The organism is Paenibacillus oryzisoli, assembly GCF_050467285.1.
Lineage (GTDB): Bacteria > Bacillota > Bacilli > Paenibacillales > NBRC-103111 > Paenibacillus_E > Paenibacillus_E oryzisoli_A.
Map to the genome: position 1 here is coordinate 803,784 of NZ_JBCMUN010000001.1, position 19,873 is coordinate 823,656.

At 51.1% G+C, this 19,873-nt stretch carries 12 protein-coding genes; 10 read left to right on the forward strand and 2 right to left on the reverse strand.

Going from position 1 to position 19,873, the window contains the following annotated elements; all coding sequences use genetic code 11:
* Nucleotides 1-129 precede the first annotated feature (129 nt).
* A complete protein-coding gene (locus ABE504_RS03230; protein WP_430084378.1) occupies nt 130-1,758 on the forward strand; it encodes a cellulase family glycosylhydrolase in 1,629 nt (542 codons plus the stop codon).
* 137 nt (nt 1,759-1,895) lie between these two features.
* On the opposite strand, the gene ABE504_RS03235 is transcribed toward ABE504_RS03230, so the two are convergent.
* Nucleotides 1,896-2,774, reverse strand: a complete 879-nt coding sequence (locus ABE504_RS03235; RefSeq protein WP_430084380.1) for a carbohydrate ABC transporter permease — start codon at nt 2,772-2,774, stop codon at nt 1,896-1,898.
* A 26-nt stretch (nt 2,775-2,800) separates the two neighbouring features.
* The gene (locus tag ABE504_RS03240; RefSeq protein WP_430084756.1) at nt 2,801-3,724 is read right to left on the reverse strand and encodes an ABC transporter permease; all 924 of its coding nucleotides are present in this window, start codon (nt 3,722-3,724) and stop codon (nt 2,801-2,803) included.
* Between the two features lie 161 nt (nt 3,725-3,885).
* On the opposite strand from ABE504_RS03240, the gene ABE504_RS03245 reads away from it, so the two are divergent.
* The 9 genes from ABE504_RS03245 (at nt 3,886) to ABE504_RS03285 (ending at nt 19,674) form a co-directional block, all read left to right on the forward strand.
* Nucleotides 3,886-5,658 carry a histidine kinase gene (locus ABE504_RS03245; protein WP_430084383.1) on the forward strand — a complete coding sequence of 591 codons (1,773 nt, stop codon included), beginning with the start codon at nt 3,886-3,888 and terminating at the stop codon, nt 5,656-5,658.
* On the forward strand, nt 5,633-7,246 hold the full coding sequence (locus ABE504_RS03250; RefSeq protein ID WP_430084386.1) for a response regulator transcription factor: 1,614 nt from the start codon (nt 5,633-5,635) through the stop codon (nt 7,244-7,246). The genes ABE504_RS03245 and ABE504_RS03250 overlap by 26 nt, the downstream gene beginning before the upstream one ends.
* 113 nt (nt 7,247-7,359) lie before the next feature.
* Nucleotides 7,360-9,060 carry a hypothetical protein gene (locus ABE504_RS03255; RefSeq protein WP_430084388.1) on the forward strand — a complete coding sequence of 567 codons (1,701 nt, stop codon included), beginning with the start codon at nt 7,360-7,362 and terminating at the stop codon, nt 9,058-9,060.
* Between the two features lie 165 nt (nt 9,061-9,225).
* Nucleotides 9,226-10,302: a hypothetical protein gene (locus ABE504_RS03260; RefSeq protein ID WP_430084390.1), complete on the forward strand. Its 1,077-nt coding sequence runs from the start codon at nt 9,226-9,228 to the stop codon at nt 10,300-10,302.
* Nucleotides 10,303-10,384: 82 nt separating this feature from the next.
* Complete coding sequence (locus ABE504_RS03265) at nt 10,385-13,477, forward strand: right-handed parallel beta-helix repeat-containing protein (protein WP_430084393.1); 3,093 nt, start codon at nt 10,385-10,387, stop codon at nt 13,475-13,477.
* Between the two features lie 370 nt (nt 13,478-13,847).
* Entirely contained in the window at nt 13,848-14,759 is a 912-nt protein-coding gene (locus ABE504_RS03270) for an ABC transporter permease (RefSeq protein WP_430084759.1), read from the forward strand.
* 42 nt (nt 14,760-14,801) lie between these two features.
* Nucleotides 14,802-15,686: a carbohydrate ABC transporter permease gene (locus tag ABE504_RS03275; protein ID WP_430084396.1), complete on the forward strand. Its 885-nt coding sequence runs from the start codon at nt 14,802-14,804 to the stop codon at nt 15,684-15,686.
* Between the two features lie 54 nt (nt 15,687-15,740).
* Nucleotides 15,741-17,282, forward strand: coding sequence for an extracellular solute-binding protein (locus tag ABE504_RS03280; RefSeq protein WP_430084399.1), 1,542 nt, complete (start codon nt 15,741-15,743; stop codon nt 17,280-17,282).
* 106 nt (nt 17,283-17,388) lie between these two features.
* Nucleotides 17,389-19,674, forward strand: coding sequence for a helix-turn-helix domain-containing protein (locus ABE504_RS03285; RefSeq protein WP_430084402.1), 2,286 nt, complete (start codon nt 17,389-17,391; stop codon nt 19,672-19,674).
* Nucleotides 19,675-19,873: the final 199 nt, after the last annotated feature.

A 19,873-nucleotide genomic window follows, 5' to 3' on the forward strand; every position in this document is an offset into this window, starting at 1 on the left:
TTTTTTGTCTTAACAAATTCATAGATCATCTTAATATCTTATCTCTTATCAGTCATGTAAGCGCTGTAATAAAATAAAGGTGACATTTTACTTTTTTAGCCAGATAGCGTGGGGAGGAAGTGAGGATCTGTGGAGAATCAACTTGCAAGTGATGTTATTGGCTTTGTGAGGGCGGAAGGAACCAGGCTGGTCAACGGGGAAGGCAGGGAAGTGTTGCTGCGGGGTGTCGGACTCGGCAATTGGCTGCTCCCAGAAGGATATATGTGGAAGTTTCCACAGCAAGGGGATCGCCCGCGAAGAATTGAGCAAATGATCAAGGATTTAATGGGTCCTAGGAAAGCGGAGCATTTCTGGGAGCTTTATTATGAGCGATACATCGGAAAAGCTGACATCGTGCGGATTGCGACGGAGGGCTTCAATTCGATACGTGTCCCGGTCAATGCGCGATTTCTGCTGAAGGATGGAGAAACGCTGCAGATCAAAGAGAATTGTCTAGCGTATATCGACAGGGTGATCGACTGGTGCAAGGAGCATCGTCTTTATGTCATTCTGGACCTGCATGGCGCGCCAGGTGGACAAACGGGCACGAATATTGATGATTCGGAAAAGGATCATCCTGATCTTTTTACGGATGATGCCTGTTGGCGACTTACCGTCCAGTTATGGCGGTTTCTTGCAGACAGGTACAAGGACGAATGGATTGTGGCGGGGTACGATCTGCTCAATGAGCCGCTGCCCGATTGGTTTTCGACCTATAACAGCCGTTTACTTCCCCTGTATAAGGAGATCGTTTCGGCAATCCGAGAAGTGGATCAGCGTCATTTGATCATTCTGGAGGGTGCTCATTGGGCGACGGACTGGTCTATTTTTACGGAAAAAATCGATGATAATCTGATGCTTCAATTTCATAAATACTGGAGCGCTCCGGATACAGAAAGCTTGCGTCCTTATTTGGATAAGCGAGACGAGTGGAACGTCCCTATTTTTATGGGCGAGGGCGGGGAAAACGGAAAGGATTGGTACGCCGGAGCTTTTCAGCTTTTCGAAGATCACGGCATTTCGTGGAATTTCTGGCCGTGGAAGAAGCTGGATGCCTCCAATGCCCCCTGCTCCATCTCTATGCCGGCCGATTGGCATTTGATAATCGACTATCTGGAGGGTGGAGAACGTCCGGACGCCGCCACGGCTGAGCGCATGTTGTGGTCGTTTCTAGAAGGTCTTCCTTTGGATCGTTGTGTCTATCACGAGGATGTCGTTCGCTCCCTTTTCCGCCGAGCTCCGATTCGGATTCCAGCCGTCTTCTATGGTTATCAAGGAGAGGGCATCAGCTTTGGAGCGGCGGTGCGAGAGGACCGTCAGTCGGTATTTCGGACGAACGATGGCACAGATATTCGCAGCTACGAGTGCGGGGAGATGTTTCCTAATTACTGGAAAGGACAGGGGAAGACCGACAAGCGGCTGTTTGTTCAATTGGCAGAAGGTGATTGGCTTGCTTATGACTTTACGATGGAAAGGTCAGAATCGGCGGCGTACACGGTTCGTTTGAAGATGGGGGCCATGCTAGAAGCAGGCGCTTGTGTGAAGCTTTCGGTGAATGGGAAGGAAATCGGCCGTGTAGCAGTCGATTGGAAAGAAGGCGCGTGGCAGCAAATTGAGCTCAAAGCTAACCAGCTTCCGAACTCAGGAAGGGGGAAGTTGGTTATCCAGGCAGAGCGGAATCCCATAGGGATTGAGTGGCTTGAAATCGGGCAAAGATAAACGGTTTCGCCGTCCTTTCAAGGACGGGAGCGTTTACTGATGGCATAGAGCCACTTCGAGGATATACGTTCTGATATGCTAAAAGAAAGCTGGCGTCGATGCATATCGACGTCAGCCTCTTATTCGTATCTATGCGCTTACTCTTTAACGGCCCCGAGAACAATGCCTTTGACAAAGTAACGCTGCAAGAGTGGGTACACGGCGAGAATGGGGAGCATGGCAATGAAGATTTGAGCCGCTTTCACCCCGCGGTTTGATAACAGTTCCAAATCCTCGAAATCAATGCCGGTCTTGCTCAAATCTTGTGCAACGATAATTGTCTGCAGCAGTGTGGCGAGCGGCCATTGTTCTGGTGATCGCATATACAGGATCCCATCGAACCAGTTGTTCCACTGTCCGACGAGTGAAAATAAGGAAAGCGTTGCGATCGCCGGCATGGAAATCGGTAAATAGACGGAGGTCAAAATTTTAAAAGAAGTAGCTCCGTCCATAATGGCGGCTTCGTCGAGCTCCTTCGGAAGCGCTCGGAAAAAATTCATCATGAGAATGATATTCCATACACTCAGCAGATGCGGAAAAATGTATACCCAGAAAGAGCCGACTAATCCGATCTTCTGAATCAGTAAGTAGTGAGGGATTAGTCCAGCGTCAAAAATCATAATGATAAGGAAAAACCAAACATAGAACGTGCGCGGTTTGAAGTCGATGCTGCTACGAGACAAAGGGAAGGCGGCCAGCACGGTTACAATCATACCGAGCGCTGTGCCGACGACGCTTCTCATTAAGGAAATCCGCAGCGCGTTGATAAAATTATCGTTCTCAAACGTCTTCACATAGCTTTCCAGGTTGAAATCAATGGGGAAAAAGGTGACGAGATTCCCTTCGGCCGCCGATTTCCCGCTGAGGGAAACGGCGAAAATATGCACCATCGGCAAAATACAGAGGATGGAAACGAGAAGAAGAAGGGTCACGTTAATCGCGTAAAAGACCTTGTAGGACGGATTTTTGTAATACATCAGGGTTACCTCCGCGAATACTCAATTTAAAAAACACGGTAATTCGTCCACTTGTAGGCGCCGTAATAGCCGCATCCGATCAGAATGAAACCGACGGCCGACTTGAACAGGCCTACCGCCGCGGCCAGACTGTATTGTCCCGCCTGGAAATTGCGGAAGACGAATGTGTCGATAATATCCCCTTGCTGCAGCACGAGCGGATTAATCAAGTTGTAAATCTGGTCGAAGTTCGCGCTTAACATGCTGCCAAGCGACAAGGTGAATACGACAGACATCATGGGCAGCAGCGAAGGCAGCGTGATATGAAGCGTTTGCTGGCCGCGGCCAGCGCCGTCGATTTCGGCAGCTTCATACAGATCCGGGTTAATGCCCGACAGCGCGGCCAGGAAGACGATGGCGGAGAAGCCAAACTCTTTCCACAAATCGCTCACGATAACCGTGACCCTGAACCAATTGCCATCGCCCAGGAACATAACAGGCTCTAGATGCAGGAAGGTAAGCAGCCGATTGACAATGCCATCCAGCGAGAGCACATCGAGCAAAATGCCGGACAAGATCACCCAGGACATAAAATGGGGCAAGTATACGAACGTTTGTACCGTCCGTTTCAACGCCATGTTTCGGAATTCATTGAGAAGCAGAGCGAAGGCAACCGGCACAAGCAAGCCGAATACAATTTTAAGCACGGAAATCAGCAAAGTATTCAGAATGACTTGCACCGACCCATGCATCGTAAAAATCATGCGGAAATTGTCCCAGCCGACCCAGGCAGACCCGGTAATACCGAGCCAGGGCTTAAAATTCTGGAACGCCATGATGATGCCTGGCATTGGGGCGTATTTAAAAACGAGCGCGGCCAGGAAGGCGGGCAGCAGCATTAAGTGAAGCCGCCATGTTTTGCGAAAAGGTCGAAATTTTTTGGTGCTTGTTTTCGTTGCTGGACTTGTCATAGATGGTTGTATTGCGTTATTCTTCATTCAGATTCCTCCTGCTCTTCTGGGGCCCCACGTTGACGTCTAATGTACTTCATTGTAAGATGGAAGCGTTTTTTTTTGTAGAATACATATTCAAGGTGACTATCAATATTTTAAGGCTAAGAGGGGGCAAGCCTATGCAAGGGAACAGGCCGATTTTTGTGAAAATAACGGGGGTTATCCTTATTCTTTTGCTTCCCATTGTGCTTCTCTACACGTATTTTAGCCAAACGAGCTTTCATGTGATTGATAAGCAAATATCGAATTACAACGAAAGCCAACTGCTATTTCTGAAAAGCCAAATCGAACTTGGCGCCGAACGTCTTGCCTTGTCCTCCAGTGTGCTGACGCGGGACTCATCCGTATTGAACCTGCAAGTAAGTATGCTGACGAAGGATTATTACAGGATGATCGATCTGCAAATGCAGCTGAAAGAGAAGCTGTATTTACAAAGTTTTTCCAGCAACTGGACGAATACGATATCCGTTTATTTGCCAGATCTGCAGACCCGCATATCGACGAATCTGAGTGAGGGCTATAATGGGGGCGACCTCGACAAAGCCGCCAATGGCAAGTGGCAATTTCAGCCGGGAAGCGGCAATGAAGCTCCTTTTTATCAACTGCTGATTTGGGATCCGTATTTCTCGAAAGAGAATTCAACGCCGGTCAACGCGGTCTATGAGGTGAGATTCGGTCTGGATAATATCCGTAAAATGCTGCAGCACTACAAGTTGGAAAGTCCGGGCGGCTGCTTCCTATTGACACGGTCAGGTCACGTGTTCTCGAACTCCGAAACAGGGGATACAGCTGTTGCCGGTCTTGGCGCATCGCTGCTGCAAGGCGAATTAAGCGACATCGGGCACCGATCTTTGGCGTTTGAGGGGGAGCAGACCTATTTGAGCTATGCTTACCTTCCGGCGCTTGACGCCTGGTTAATCGACTACGTTCCGCTGAGTGTGTTCCACGCGCCAATTGTCCAAAGCAGAAACTTATTCTACGCGAGCATGTTGGTACTGGTTGTCCTTGGTTTCGTGGCGTCCTATTTGTTATATTTGCACGTGCAAAAGCCGATTTCGCTCATCATGAAGGGCTTGAAGCATTTTGAGATGGGGGATTATGCGTTCCGGATCAACAAGCGGTTTCATAATGAGTTTGATTACATGATGCAGCGGTTTAACGATATGGGACGGGAGATCCAGCATTTGATCCAAAATGTCTACGAGGAACAGAACCGTTCCCGCCTGGCGACCTTAAAGCAGTTGCAGTCACAGATCAATCCGCATTTCCTGTACAACTGCTTATCCTTCATTGCCGGCTGCGCGAAAGCAGGCTTAACGGATACGATCAAAGAGATGGCCTACCATCTTGGCGGTTACTATCGTTACACGACCCGGGTGGAGAATCAGATGCCGCTGTTAAAAGAGGAAATCGACCTTGTCAGGCATTATTTGCAAATTTACGCGCTGCGGCTCGAGAGGCTCGATTACCAGATTGATGTACCGCCGGACATGCTGGACGCTCCGGTCATGAGGCTGATTGTGCAGCCCGTCGTGGAGAACGCGGTGATGCACGGGATCGAACCAAAGCCTGGGCGAGGAAGTGTGCGGATATCCGGACGGCGCGAATCATCCGGGTGGAATATCTTGCAAGTCGAAGATAGCGGCATGGGCATGACGGAAGATCGCATCATGGCGTATATGCGCCGTCTTGAACAGCCCATGGATGAAAGTACTGGCTGTGGGCTGTGGAACGTTCATCAACGGCTCAAACAACGATTCGGGCCTGGGGCCGGTATTTGCATAGAGCCTTCGAAACAGTTATCAGGCTTGTGTGTAAGGCTCAGTTGGAAAGATGAGGAAGATGATGCTGAGGGGGGAGACCGTTATGACACAACTTTTGCTGGTAGATGACGAACCGGTCATTCTGAAAAGTATGATTGCCAATGATTGGCCAGGCATTGGGGTGCAACAGGTGTTTCAGGCGGCTTCCGGGCTGGAGGCAGCGGAGCTGTTGAGACACACGCCCATTGATATTGTCGTGACAGATATCCGGATGCCTGGGATGGATGGGCTGCAGCTATGCAAGCACATTCAAGAGCACTATCCGCATACGAAATGCATCCTTTTGTCTGGCTACGGGGAATTCGAATATGCTCAACAGGCGATTCGGTATGGGACAGTGAACTATTTGCTTAAACCGATCAAAGACGAAGAATTGCTAGCGGAGGTCGCCAGGGTTAGAACAGTCATCCAGCAGGAGTGGGAGGAAATCGGTTCGTTAGAACAGGCCAAACAAACCTTGCACGTCAATCTGCCGCTGTTAAAATCGAATTTATTGAACGACCTCCTCGCCGGGGTAAGCACGTCGGCTAACGCGTTGAATGAGAGGATACACGAGTACGGACTCCCCTTTATGACGGGCTCCGAGTGTGCCGTGATGATGATCCGCATGGAGGATGGATTCGGGCGGACGCCGGGTGATGCGTTGCTGTATGAATTCGCCGTCCACAATATTGCCTGTGAAATTTTGCATGCGGATTATGACACCTGGACTTGTAAGGACGCCTTCGGTTATATGATTTTTCTGCTTCAGAGCAAGAAGAAAGACCGTGAAGTTGCTTTGGAGAAGGAGAAAATGCTCGATAAAGCGGTTCACGACCTCCAACTGAAAGTGTCGGGGTATCTGAAGGGCTGCATATCGGTATTGATTAGCGAGCATGGGGAGTTTCCCGAGGGAGTCGTGGAACTCTACTACAAGGCATTGAACGAGTTCCGGAAAATTCCTCGAAGTGAGCAGGGCGTGATTATCAAGGCTTTGGAGCCGCGCGCTCAGTCCAAATCGTTGTCTGCGCTGTACAGTCCGCCAGGTTTTACTCAACTTCTGGAGGCTGGACGCTTTCAGGATGCGAGAGCTAAGCTGAACGCTGTGATGGAGGAGATGCAAGCGAAGCAGCTGGATACGGAAGAGCATGCAATGGAGGTCGCCTATACTTTGATGAATGCATTCTTGTATACGGCGCACCTTCAAAATAAGACGCTGCTGGAGCTGTCCGGCTGGGAAGTAGATATGACGGCGGACTTACGCACGCTCAGTCGTTCGGATCGGATGTTGCAGTGGGCGACCAAGCTGCTGGATGGCATTGAAGCTGGGAGTACGCGGGAGTTTAGGGATGGCAAGAACCAGTTGATCGCCAAAATTCACAGATTCATTGAAGCTCACCTTGCGCATGATGTTTCGCTGCAAACGATCGCAGACCATGTCGGACTTCATCCGGTTTATTTATCCGCGCTGTACAAACAGGAGATGAATGAAAACATCAGCGATTACATTATGCGCTACCGGATGGACAAAGCGCGGGTACTTCTTGGCACGACGGATATCAAGATCTATGAGCTTGCGAGTGAGCTGGGTTTTCAAAATCCGCCGTATTTCAGTAAATTGTTCAAGCAGTATTATGGTGTGACGCCGCAGGAATACAGGGACCGCTTGACCCCATAAACCTTAACATTTTTCTATGCCATCTTAAAACTTTATCTCTTATCGGGCTGTAAGCGCTGTAATAAGATAAAGGAGCAGAACAGCACAATTTTAAGGGGAGGTTGTTGAAAAAGATGGGGAAAAAAATATCGATGATCGCGCTTGCGGCAGTCACTGTGCTTTCGCTGGGGCTATCCGCTTGTTCCGAAAGCACCGATGCCGGAGAAAAGACAGGAGCGAATTCGCCTGCGCCTAACACACAGCAGGAAGCCGCAGTCCAAGCGATACAGCAGGGGACCTACAAGTTTGATCCGCCGGTGACGATTACAACCGTCAAAGCAACGGATTCCACCATGAAATTCAAAAATGGGGAGACCATGGAAAACAACGTTCATACCAAATGGGCGCACGATCAACTGGGGATCGACCTCAAATTTTTGTGGCAGGTGCCGGGCGATCAATTTAATACGAAATTGCGGCTGATGCTGACCGCTAATGAATCGCTGCCTGACGTGCTCATGACCATGGATGGGGCGTTGATGGAAGAGCTGATGCAATCGGGTAAATATGAGGATATCACGGCTGACTTCGAGAAATATGCTTCTCCAAAAGTGAAGCAAATCTACAACTCGAGCCCGCTGAACTGGCAACAAGTTACCATCGGCGGAAAGAAGATGGCGCTTCCGAATTTTAGAACCGCAGGGAACGACAATGCGGTCATGTGGATCAGACAGGATTGGCTTGATAAACTGGGGATGAAAGCTCCTACAACCTTTGAAGAACTGGAAACCTTGATGCAAGCTTTTCTGGACAAGAAGCCGGGTGGCAGCGATAACGTGATTCCGCTCGGTGTCAGCTTCGGTTCTGGCGGCTCTTCACCGAATCCGTTCGCGAGCTGGCTTGGCGAGACGACGTGGGTGTTCGGCCCTTATGGCACGGTGCCGTACCAATGGTTGGAGAAGGATGGCAAACTGGTGCATGGCTCGACGCTGCCTGCGATGAAGGACGGTCTGGCTAAGTTGAAGGACTGGTATAACAAAGGCTACATCTCCAAGGAAGCAGGGCTTCAAGACGAGAATAAATTGGGTGAATTGATTGCTCAAGGCCGTGTGGGTGTCGTGGTGGCGCCTTCCTGGATGTCCGGCTGGCCGCAAACGGATATGCAGAAAAATATCCCGGGATCCATCATGAAGCCCTACCCGATCCCAACACTTAACGGTAAAGCTGTGGCCAAAGACACCACTTACTTAAATGGCGGTTTGCTTGTCAAGAAAGGCTTCCAGCATGCAGATGCTTTGTTCCTGTACTTGAACCGTCTATTTGCCGGGGTCAATCCGGATGAGAACAGCGAGTTCGTGAACGGTTGGTTCAAGGATTACGATTATACGATTAAATCGGACGGAACCTTGTCATCCATAGACAAAGATATTCCGGGTGGAAAAGTGGACCCTTCCAAGTATTTCTTAATGGCACCGACAGATCCATTCTTGGGGATGACGATCAGGGCCAAAATAGCCCGAGGGGAGACGCCTGTAACGCCATCCGAGAAAAAAGTGGCTGGGGGAGTCAAAGACGGACTTATTGCCGCGCGCATTGTTGATGACGGTTGGAAAGCGGGCATCTATGTTCCGCAAGCTTACATGGGATCGAGCACGCCGACGATGCAATCCAAACAAGGTATTCTGGTGAAGCTGGAAGGCGATACATTTTTGAGCATCATCTACGGTAAAAAGCCTGTCGACGAGTTCGACAACTTTGTCAAGGAATGGATGAGTCTGGGCGGCGAGAATATCACAAAAGAAGTCAATGAAGCCTATCAAAAAACGAAAAAATAAACGGGGGGTCCGCTGGTGGTCAGCGGGCCTTTTCGTATGGAAACGGGCTCTTTTTGAAACATTTCGGATCTTAACATTTTCTCATACGATCTTAAAACTTTATCTCTTATCCAAATGTAAGCGCTGTAATATGATGAAATCGGGGTGATGAGGTTGAAGCGTAAAATGAAGATCGCTGCAATTCTAGCCGTGATTTCAATTTCTAGCTTGTCCATCTATTTGACGTTGGCGGGCCGATTATCCGATCGGGCTCTAGTTGCGGAGGTGAACGGAAGCCCGGTCACCGTGAAGGCGTTCAGAAGCGAGTTGGAGCGGCAAAGAGCTTCAGTCATCGATAGCTTTCGCCGCTTGTATGGAGCGGAGTACGGTAGTCATTTCTGGCAGACTAGCTACAACGGGGAGACGCCTGAGGCTGCTGTTAAGAAGAAAGCCTTAGACGAAATCGTCAAGTTTAAGGTAGAACTGGAGCTCGCTGAACAGCACGGTCTGGTCCAGGGAACTTCTGATGAGGATTTACAGCGCGAGATGGACAAGGAGAATGGACAAAGAGAAGCAGCGCTGAAAGCGAATCGACCGATTTACGGTCCTGTTCAGTTGGATGAGAGCGCATTTCGAAATGTTTACATATCTAAGCTTCGGATCAATCTCAAAGAGATGCTGTCCGAGAGCGAACTGAAAGCGAGCGATGAGGAATTAAAGCGATATTATGAGCAGGTGAAGGATACCCAGTTTATTGACGAGGATAGGATTCGGTTCCAGAAGATTTCGGTCTCATACAGAGATGCCCAATCAGGCGGCAGCGGCGATCAACAGAAGCAGGCGGCAAAAAAACGGCTGGATGCCATCCGACAGCGTGCGGATCAAGGCATACCGATGAGTGAAGCGGCTAAGGTGCAGCAAGCCGATAGCGCTGGTCATTCGATTCGATATACCGAAGAAGAATTGAATGCGAATACAGCCGGCAGCTATTTCAAAACGCAACCGACACTGTTCTCCATACTGGCCGGCGGCCTTCAGGCAGGCGAGATTAGCGGTGTCTTTGATGAAGCCATACTAGGCGAATATGTTTTTATTCAGATAACGGGACGGGAAGCATCCGGGTATAAAAGCTTTGACAAAGCCGAGAATGATGTCCGGAAAAGTTATGTAGACACGGCCTATTCAGCCTACTTAACTAAGCTCGCCGACGAAGCTAAGGTTGAAATTAACCCTAAAAACTACGATAGGATTGTGATGCAGTAATCGATCGTTCTTGAAAGCGGTCTCTGAAAAGGAATGAAAGAGCCGCTTTTTAGATAACTAAACCATGTGAGGAGGAAATGAAGTGAAGTGGAAGAATGTCAGGCTTTTCAGCATGATCCTGGTTTTGGCTATGGCGGTGGCGTGCTTCATGCCGCTGACCGGCCCATCTGTTGTCCATGCAGCGGGCACCGTGTATTATGTGGATGCTGTTAGCGGGAACGATGCGAATGCCGGTACATCCACAGGGGCGCCTTGGCAGACACTTGCCAAAGTAAACAGCATCACTTTCCAGCCGGGCGATTCGATTTTGTTCAAGTCTGGCGGCGTATGGACCGGCACGCTGTCACCGCAGGGCTCAGGCACGGCAGGCAGTCCGATCAAGATCGACAAGTACGGCACGGGCAGCAAGCCGTTGATTGCCGGTGCCGGCGCTGCGTCGACACTCTATTTTTACAATCAGGAGCAGTGGGAAATTCGAAATCTGGAGATCACCAACGATGCAGCGACCAAAGGAGTGCGTAGAGGGATCCATCTGGACGGCAGCAGCGGTACCTGGACAAATCCGAAGGTATACCAGCATTTTGTATTGGAAAATTTGGACATTCACAACGTGAAGGGCGATGTCGGCACGGACTACGCTCACAACGGCGGCATTATCGTCTGGGGGACGACTTGGGACTATCATGTTGCTGACGTGACGATCAACAACTGCAAAATCTATACGGTGGACAGTGTTGGCATCTATCTGAACGGTGCCCAAACCTCGTATTCCTCGAATCTGAAAGTGACGAATAACTTGATCTATGACGTAGCCGCCGATGGAGCTTTCGTATTAAATACGACGAACGGTCTGATCGAGAACAACGTTGTCCATGACACTCACGTAAGAGCAAGCGGTTACCATGTGCCGCTCTGGGTATTTGCGGCCAAGAACAATGTGATTCAATTCAATGAGGTTTATAATACGGCAGCAGGCGGTGACGCCATGGCCTATGATGCAGATTATAAAAGCGACGGAACGATCATTCAATATAACTACAGCCATAACAATGCTGGAGGCGGCTTCTTGGTCGTCAACGACGGCACGGTGACGAGTAATTTTAACACGAATACCGTCATTCGCTACAACGTCAGTCAGAACGACGGCGGCGCTGTGTTCAACTTCAACGGAACGCCGGATACGACGACGGTGTACAACAATACCATCTATTTGCCTAAAGCGTCGCAAGCTAAGGTCATCAACCATTCAAATTGGGGCGGGTATGCTAAGAATACGTATTTCTACAATAACATCATCTACAATTTAGGAACGGGCGGTTACACGTTTGCCACCAGCACGAACAATGTCTTCGAGCATAACGTTTTTTACGGCAACCATCCGACGACAGAGCCGGCCGATCCGTATAAAATCACGACAGATCCGCAGCTCGCTTCTCCTGGCTCCGGCGGGATCGGCAGAGATTCCTTAATCGGCTATAATCTGCTGAATACGTCTCCAGCGATTGGCACGGGGAAAGTGGTAGCGAATAATGGCGGCAGAGACTATTACGGCAATACGGTATCCGCTGCAGCCGCTCCGAATATCGGTGCGTACGGAGGACCAGGGCTCGACCCGAATAACCTTCCGCCACTGCCGACGCCGCCGGAGGACGTGAATTTGCTGAAGAATCCCGGATTTGAAACGGGGGATTTCACCTATTGGCCGAATCATTACAATGGATCCTCGATCGGCACGGTGAACGCGCATTCCGGCACGTATGCGGCGAAAGTGACGGGAGCTAACGCGGGGATCGAGCAAACCGTCGTGGGCTTATATCCGAATACAATCTATAAATTGTATGCATGGGGTGTTAGTGCGGGCGGCGGAGATGCGGTGTTTGGTGTGAAAAATTACGGTGGAACCGCCATCGATGTCCATGTGACCTCATCCACATCTTCGAGGAAAGAACTTACCTTCACGACGGGCAGCTCGAATACGAGTGCGACCATTTACCTGTACAAAGGCAGCGTCACCGGTGATGTATACTTCGACGATCTGGAATTGTACCAGTACAGTGCGGCGCCGGGCGGTACGGGACCTGTGTTTGTCGAGGGATCAAACGACGAATTCAACAACACGACGTTGACGGCACAGTGGCGGTGGATCAGAGAGAATAACGCGAAGTGGTCGTTAAGTGCGAATCCCGGCTATATGCAGATCATTGGCGAAGCGGGAGACCTGGCGGGGAGAGCGGATGCGAAAAACGTATTGCTTACCGGAGCGCCTGCAGGCGATTGGACGATCGAAACGAAGCTCGACGGCAAGCCATCCTCCCAATGGTCTCAAGGCGGATTGATTGTCTATGTGGATGATATTACGTATCTGCGTGTAACCCGGTTATACGGCAGCGGGAATCAATTCCAGTTCGACAAGCAGATCGCTGGCGTGCGCACACATACGGAGGTAGCCGATACCATCGCTTCGACAGTATCCTATCTGCGCCTTGTGAAAAGCGGTAACAGCTACAGCGCGTACTATTCCGCAGACGGTATGGCGTACACGCAGATCGGAACGGCGCAAACAGCCAGCTTGACCGATCTCAAAGTTGGTTTGCTCGCTGTTGCAGGAACGGGGCTTACAGCGAATTTTGATTATTTCCACGTCACACAGCCAGCGCTGTTCAGCGACGATTTCGAAGATGGGAACTCCACGGGCTGGACGCCAGTGAACGGTACTTGGTCAGTGGTAACGGACGGCACAAAAGTTCTTAAACAAACGAGTTCAAGTAATGAAGCCATCACCAGCACGGGGCATGCTTCGTGGACGAATTATGCTGTGAAAGCGGACATAAAGCTGAACAATAATGCGATAGACACCGGATCGGGTATTTTGGCCCGCTACGTCGACAACAACAACTTCTATATGTTCAGGCTGAATCTGCCCGGCAAAGTGCAGTTATACAAACGAGTGGGCGGAACCTTTACCCTGCTCAGCCAAGTTAGCGATTCTTCCATCACGTCCAACACCACATACACGCTGAAGCTGGAATTGAACGGATCTACGTTGACCGGGTATGTGAACGGTATAGCCAAAATCACTGTTACGGATACAACGTTTAGCAGCGGTAAAATTGGAGCAAGGTCCTATAATCAACCATTCTCGATCGACAATGTAAGTGTGACAGAAGTTCAGTAGTACATGTACGCCGGCACGAACGAACTTCAGTTACAAAAAACAACGCTTGTCCCTATCGAACCCACCGCGGGAACGATACGGGCAGGCGTTTTTGCGTTTTTCCCGAGGTAAAACAATGACTATCCCTGGTTTGATGATGACTACAACGCGGCGAGAACCCTTGTCCTGCCTGGCTTTTCAGCACCTCAGTCAAGACGTGCAGGAATGACTATGGACGGCAACGGCAGGCGTTCCCTATGATGCAGAGGTAGCAAGCAGCGCGTTACCATCATGATAGCCGACACAACAGTTTGGCAGAAAGGAAGTGCCCGTTATGCAGACGCAATCTGCGGCAGCCGCAGTTAGGCTCTCGGCCAAGCAGGAGAGAGCGATGTATCGCAAGCAGCAAATGAAACGCATGCTGCGGAATCGGTGGCTGTATCTGATGCTGCTCCCCGGCATCTTGTTTTTTCTTATTTTTAAATACATTCCCATGTATGGCGTGCTGATCGCGTTCAAAAATTACCAACCGTTCCTCGGCTTCTGGGACAGCCAATGGGTTGGTATGAAGCACTTTGATCGTTTCTTCGGCGATCCGCTGTTCTGGCGGCTACTGCGCAACACGTTCGTGCTGGCGCTGTACAACATTGTGTTCTTTTTCCCGCTGCCGATCGTCATCGCGCTTATGCTGAATGAGCTGCGCAAGGAATTCCTGAAACGGACGATTCAAACGCTGGTGTACATCCCCCACTTTATGTCCTGGGTCGTTATTGTCTCAATCGTGTATCTCTTCTTTACAACGGAAGGGGGGCTGGTGAATGAGGCGATCAAAGCGCTAGGCGGGGACAAAATTCAATTCCTGGTTAGCGCGGATTGGTTCCGGGCGTTTATTACCGCGGAAGTCATTTGGAAGGAAACCGGGTGGGGCACGATCATCTTCCTGGCTGCTCTGGCGGGGGTGGACCCGCAGCAGTATGAAGCCGCCCGCATAGACGGTGCAAGCCGCATGCAGCAAATGGTGCACGTGACGCTGCCGGCGATCCGCTCAACGATCGTGATTTTGCTCATCCTGCGCTTAGGTCATTTCCTCGACACCGGCTTCGAGCAAATCTGGCTGATGCTGAATGCGATGAACCGCGAAGTCGGCGAGGTGTTCGATACCTACGTATACTCGACGGGGATTTCGGACGGACAGTACAGCTACAGTACGGCTGTTGGTCTGTTTAAATCGGTGGTTGGTTTGGTGCTTGTCGTCGCTTCGAACTTTTTTTCCAAAAAGATGGGAGAAGAAGGCGTCGTGTAGAGGATCTACCAAGGTTCACAAAGTTAGAAAGGAGGCCATCTCATGGTCAAGGATCGCTCATTTGGCAGTCGCTTGTTCGACGTGACCAATGTGACGCTGCTGCTCATTTTCGCGCTGATCACGTTTATCCCTTTTATTTACATCATCGCTGGCTCGTTTGCGACTCAGAAGGAACTGCTGCAAAGAGGGTTTATTTTGTTCCCGACGGAGTTCTCGCTCAGCGCTTATGAATTCATCTTCTCCACGAGTACGCTGATGCGCAGTATGGGCGTTACGATTTTTATTACGGTTGCAGGTACGTTTATCAATATTGTCATGACCTGTTTAATGGCCTATCCGCTGGCTCGAAAAGATTTGGATTACCGCAGACCGATTCAAATGGCGGTTATTTTCACGATGCTGTTCAGCGGCGGCATGATCCCGACGTTTCTGGTCATCAAACAGCTTGGCATGATGGACACGTACTGGTCGCTGCTCATTCCAGGCGCGATTTCAGCGTTCAATTTGATTATTATGCGCAACTTCTTCCAGCAGCTGCCGGATGGGTTGGAGGAGTCAGCCAAAATCGACGGCTGCTCCGATCCGGGCATTTTATTCCGCATCGCGATTCCGCTGTCGTTACCGGCGATTGCAACGTTCTCGCTGTTCTACGCGGTCGGGCATTGGAACACGTTTTTCAGCGCCGTGCTGTACATCAACGATGCGGCCAAATGGCCGATTCAGGTGCTGCTGCGGCAAATTGTCATCATGTCCGACGGCGGGGGCCTCGGGGATTCGACGGCGCTGGGCGCCGATTTCGTCCAGCCGCCCGAGCAGAGCGTGAAGATGGCGGTCATTGTCATCTCGACGCTGCCGATCCTGCTGGTGTATCCGTTTTTGCAGAAGCATTTCGCCAAAGGCGTTTTGCTCGGTTCCGTTAAAGGGTAAACTGTTTCCACAGTTTCTCGATAGATGTATCATAGATAAAGGGAGGACGTAAACATGAAACATTTGAAACAACTGACAACGAGCAAGTCCATCGCACTGATTGCCGTACTGACCTTGACGGCCGGCGTAGCCGCAGGCTGCGGAGAAGGAAGCAAGGAGGCTGCCGGCACAGGCGGCACGGCAGCACCTGCGGCCGCTGCTTCAGCGACCCCGTCGGCGCCTTACAAAATGTCGATCATGCTGCCGAGCTTCAACCCGGAGCCGATGTCGACGGACGGTGAGATTTTCAAAAAGATACAAAGCGTAACCAACACGGAATTAAAGCTGAACTGGGTGCCATCGGCAACCTATACAGATAAGTTAAGTGCAACAGTCGCTTCGGGTGAGCTGCCGACGGTCATTACGGTTTTGAACCAGAAAGCGCCATTCATTATCAACTCCGTTCGTTCCGGCATGTTCTGGGAGCTCGGGCCTTATCTCAAAGATTATCCGAACCTGAGCCGGATGAATCCGATCGCCCTCAACGCGATTTCCATTGACGGCAAAGTGTACGGCATCTATCGGGAGCGCGATTTGGCACGGGACGGTGTGACGCTGCGCAAAGACTGGTTGGATAACCTTGGTCTCAAAGAGCCGAAGACGATCGATGAGTTTTACAATGTGTTGAAAGCCTTTACGAATAACGATCCGGACAAAAACGGCAAAAACGATACGATCGGCCTTGTCGAACAGCAAACGCCTGCAGGCTGGAGAGATATGCTAATCTGGCACGGCGGACCAGCGGATTGGGAATTCCGCGACGGCAAAGTGCTCCCAGCGCACATGTCGCCGGCTTACCTGGAGACTATGAAGTTCTACAAGAAGTTATATGACGAGAAGCTGATGAACCTCGACTTCGCTGTTGTCAAAGACGGCCGTCAGGTGATGAACAAAGGAACGGCCGGCGCTTGGGTGGCGAACCTGAACGATGCGAACGGCATTGAAGAGCAGGCGAAGAAGGTGGATCCGAAAGCGAAGGTGACGCTGATCGGAGCGCTGCAAGGGCCTAAGGGGCTTCGCAGTGTGGCGGGCAGCGGTTCTTACGGCATCTTCATGATTCCGAAAACAACGGTGAAAACGGAAACTGAGCTGAAAGCAATCTTGAACTATTTTGACAAGTTGTCCGATAAAGAGATGCAGAATATGCTCTACAACGGAATTGAAGGCCGTCAATATACGGTGGAAAACGGCGAATACAAGAAAACGACTGATCCGAAGCTGCTCGTCGAGTACGGCATGGGTGATTCTTCCCAGCTAGCTGTGCTGAGAGACCAGGTAACGACGTTTGGACCTGAGCTGGTTCACCAACGCGACAACGTTTGGAAAGAAAATGCAAAGATCGCGATCGAGAATCCGGTCAATGCGTTCATCTCCGATACGTACAGCGATAAAGGCAAAGAGCTTGACAAGCTGATTGAAGATGCGAGAACGAAATTCATCATGGGCTCGATTGATGAGAACGGCTGGAACAAAGTGCTTGATCAGTGGCAGCAGCAGGGCGGCAGCAAAGTGATTGACGAGTATACCGCCGAGTACAACAAAGCCGTCAAGAAATAACAATCGCTGTCAGGGTCTGTGTTCGCCCCCATGACGCAGACCCTTTTTGGTATACTGGAAGCATGACATAAACCTAGATTAACCTGACGAAGGAGACAACCGGGGCATGAAGTCACATTCCTATTTACGCAAATTAATCGTGCTGACGCTCGTAGTGGGGGCTTTTCCCGTACTGATTCTGGGGTGGTACTCCTATACATATTCCTCTCATACGGTGCTGGAAAAGGTGAACGAGAGCAACGCACAGATTTTGCGGCAGACGCAGCTGCGTGTTGAGCAGACGCTCAAGACGATCGACTACACGGCGTCACAGATGCTCAATACACCGCTGGTGGCGGGAGCGATCGGCAAACGGCTTACGATCATGGATACGGATATGATCAACGATCTCTACGATAATTTGCTCGGGATTCAGACATTCGAGCTGGGGATCAGGGACGTGTTCCTGTTCAGTCTGGAGAACGACTGGCTGATCAGCAATTCGGGCTTTAACGAGGACAGTCAGGTCAAAATGAAAGAGCTGCTGCGCGGCTTTACGACCATGCAGCCCGGTTCCAAGTGGGTCAGTCTCGATCTTTCCGGTCGCTACGATACGGAGTCGCCGATTGTGAGCAATAATTATACGATCATGAATGTGAAAAAATGGCCGATCAATTCCCAGAATCCCCAGGGACTTATGGCGATTCTGCTGTCGGGGAAGGAAACGAACAACCTGATCGATCTGGAAGATGCCGATATGGGGCAGATTTACATCGTAGATGAGACAAGTAAGCTTGTCGCTCACCAGAATCGTTCGCTGATCGGCAAGGATCTGTCGCAAGAGGAGTTTATGGGGCGAATTGTCGCCTCACAGGAAGCGACGGGGCTGTTCAAGGCGAAGGTGGGAGAAGACGACATGTCGGTCTCCTACCGGAAATCGACGTATAACGGCTGGACGTATGTGTCGGTGCTGCCGATCAGCGAAATGACGCAGCGGGCCAAAAGCATTGCCTGGACATCGCTCTGGGTCAGCTTGATCGCGCTGTGCACGTCGATTGTGATTGCCGTCTTGGGGACGCGCAGCGTGTATAGGCCTGTCCGCAGCATCTACCGCTCGCTGGCCGGCGCGAAAACGTCGCGCGAAGCAAAGGACGAATTCGGCGTTATCTCCGAAGGCATTCAATCGCTGCTCTCGACGCAGTCGCGGATGCAGTTTCAACTGGAAGGCCAACAGGCGCACATGACCGAGCTGCTCGTCCGCAAAATGGTCACCGGCGAAGCCAAATCGTCGGAGATCCAGGAGCGGCTGCAGTACTACGGCTATACGCTCGAGTGGGATCGCATGCGGGTGCTTCTGTTCCAAATCGACGATCTGACGGAGAGTCGGTTCGACGAGAAGGATCGAGACTTGCTGCTCTATGCCATCGGCAACATGGTGTCGGAGCTGGTACCGAGCGAGTCGCGGCTGGCGCCGATCATTTTTCAGGATGCGGTGCTGCTCATTACCGGCGCGCAAGCCGTCTCCGAAGAAGCGTTCAAGGAGCGGGTGTACGACATGGCGGCTTCCGTGCAGGAGGAGGTCAAGCGGTATTTGTCCGTGGAGGCCAGCGTCGGCATCTCCCGCAGCTTTACGCAGTGGATGGAAGCGGAGCAGGGGTACGCAGAGTGCGTAGCGGCGCTGAAATACCGGGTGCAGCTCGGGCGCGAAGCCGTCTTGTTCAGTGAGGATGTGCAGCCGAAAAAAAGCAAAGACATGGCGTACCCGAAGGAGTCCGCTGCGCAGGTCATCGACGCGATTCAGTCGTCCGATAAGGCGCGGGCGCGGGAGGCATTGACCGATTTTATCGACAACGCCTCGAAGTCGGCTGAGCATCATAACGATTACCAGCTGTCGCTCGTTCGGCTGCTCGTGGATCTGATTCGTCTGCTGCAGGATGCCGGCATTTCGCTGTACGCGCTGAACCAGCGGGAGCGGACGCTCTTCGACGAGCTGTTGCATCTACACGCTGCGCGCGACATCGAGGCCTGGTTCTACGAGCGGATCGTAGAGCCGAGCATCGGTCTGCTCGAGGAACGGCGGGATACGCAGTTCCGGACGATCTCGGACGAGGTGAAGCGGCTGATCGAGGAAGCGTTCGACACGGATTTGACGCTGGAAAAATGCGCTGCGCGCATTAACTACCACCCGCAATACATCTCGCGCGTGTTTCGTCAGGAGACCGGCATTAACTTTGCCGAGTATTTGGCGCAATACCGGCTAGGCGTCGCCAAGCGCTGGTTGCGGGAGACGAACATGACGGTGACGGACATCGCGGAGAAGCTGAACTACAACAATCCGGCGAATTTCATCCGCTATTTCCGCAAAATGGAGGGCATTACGCCGGGGCAATATCGGGAGAAGCCGGAGAGGTAGATGAGATGGCTGGGAGCTCGAATGAGGGGCTGAATAAGGTTCCCTTTGTCGAGGCGTGGGTGAGGGAAGATTGGTGGGCGCAGGCGAATGACTGTGATTAGGGTAAGTGCTTAGGTACCTGTCGAGGTGAACGGGCTAGTTCCTGCGAAAAAGCAGGAATTTTCCGCAAAAGTGGCGTTTTCAGCGAAATTCCTGCGAG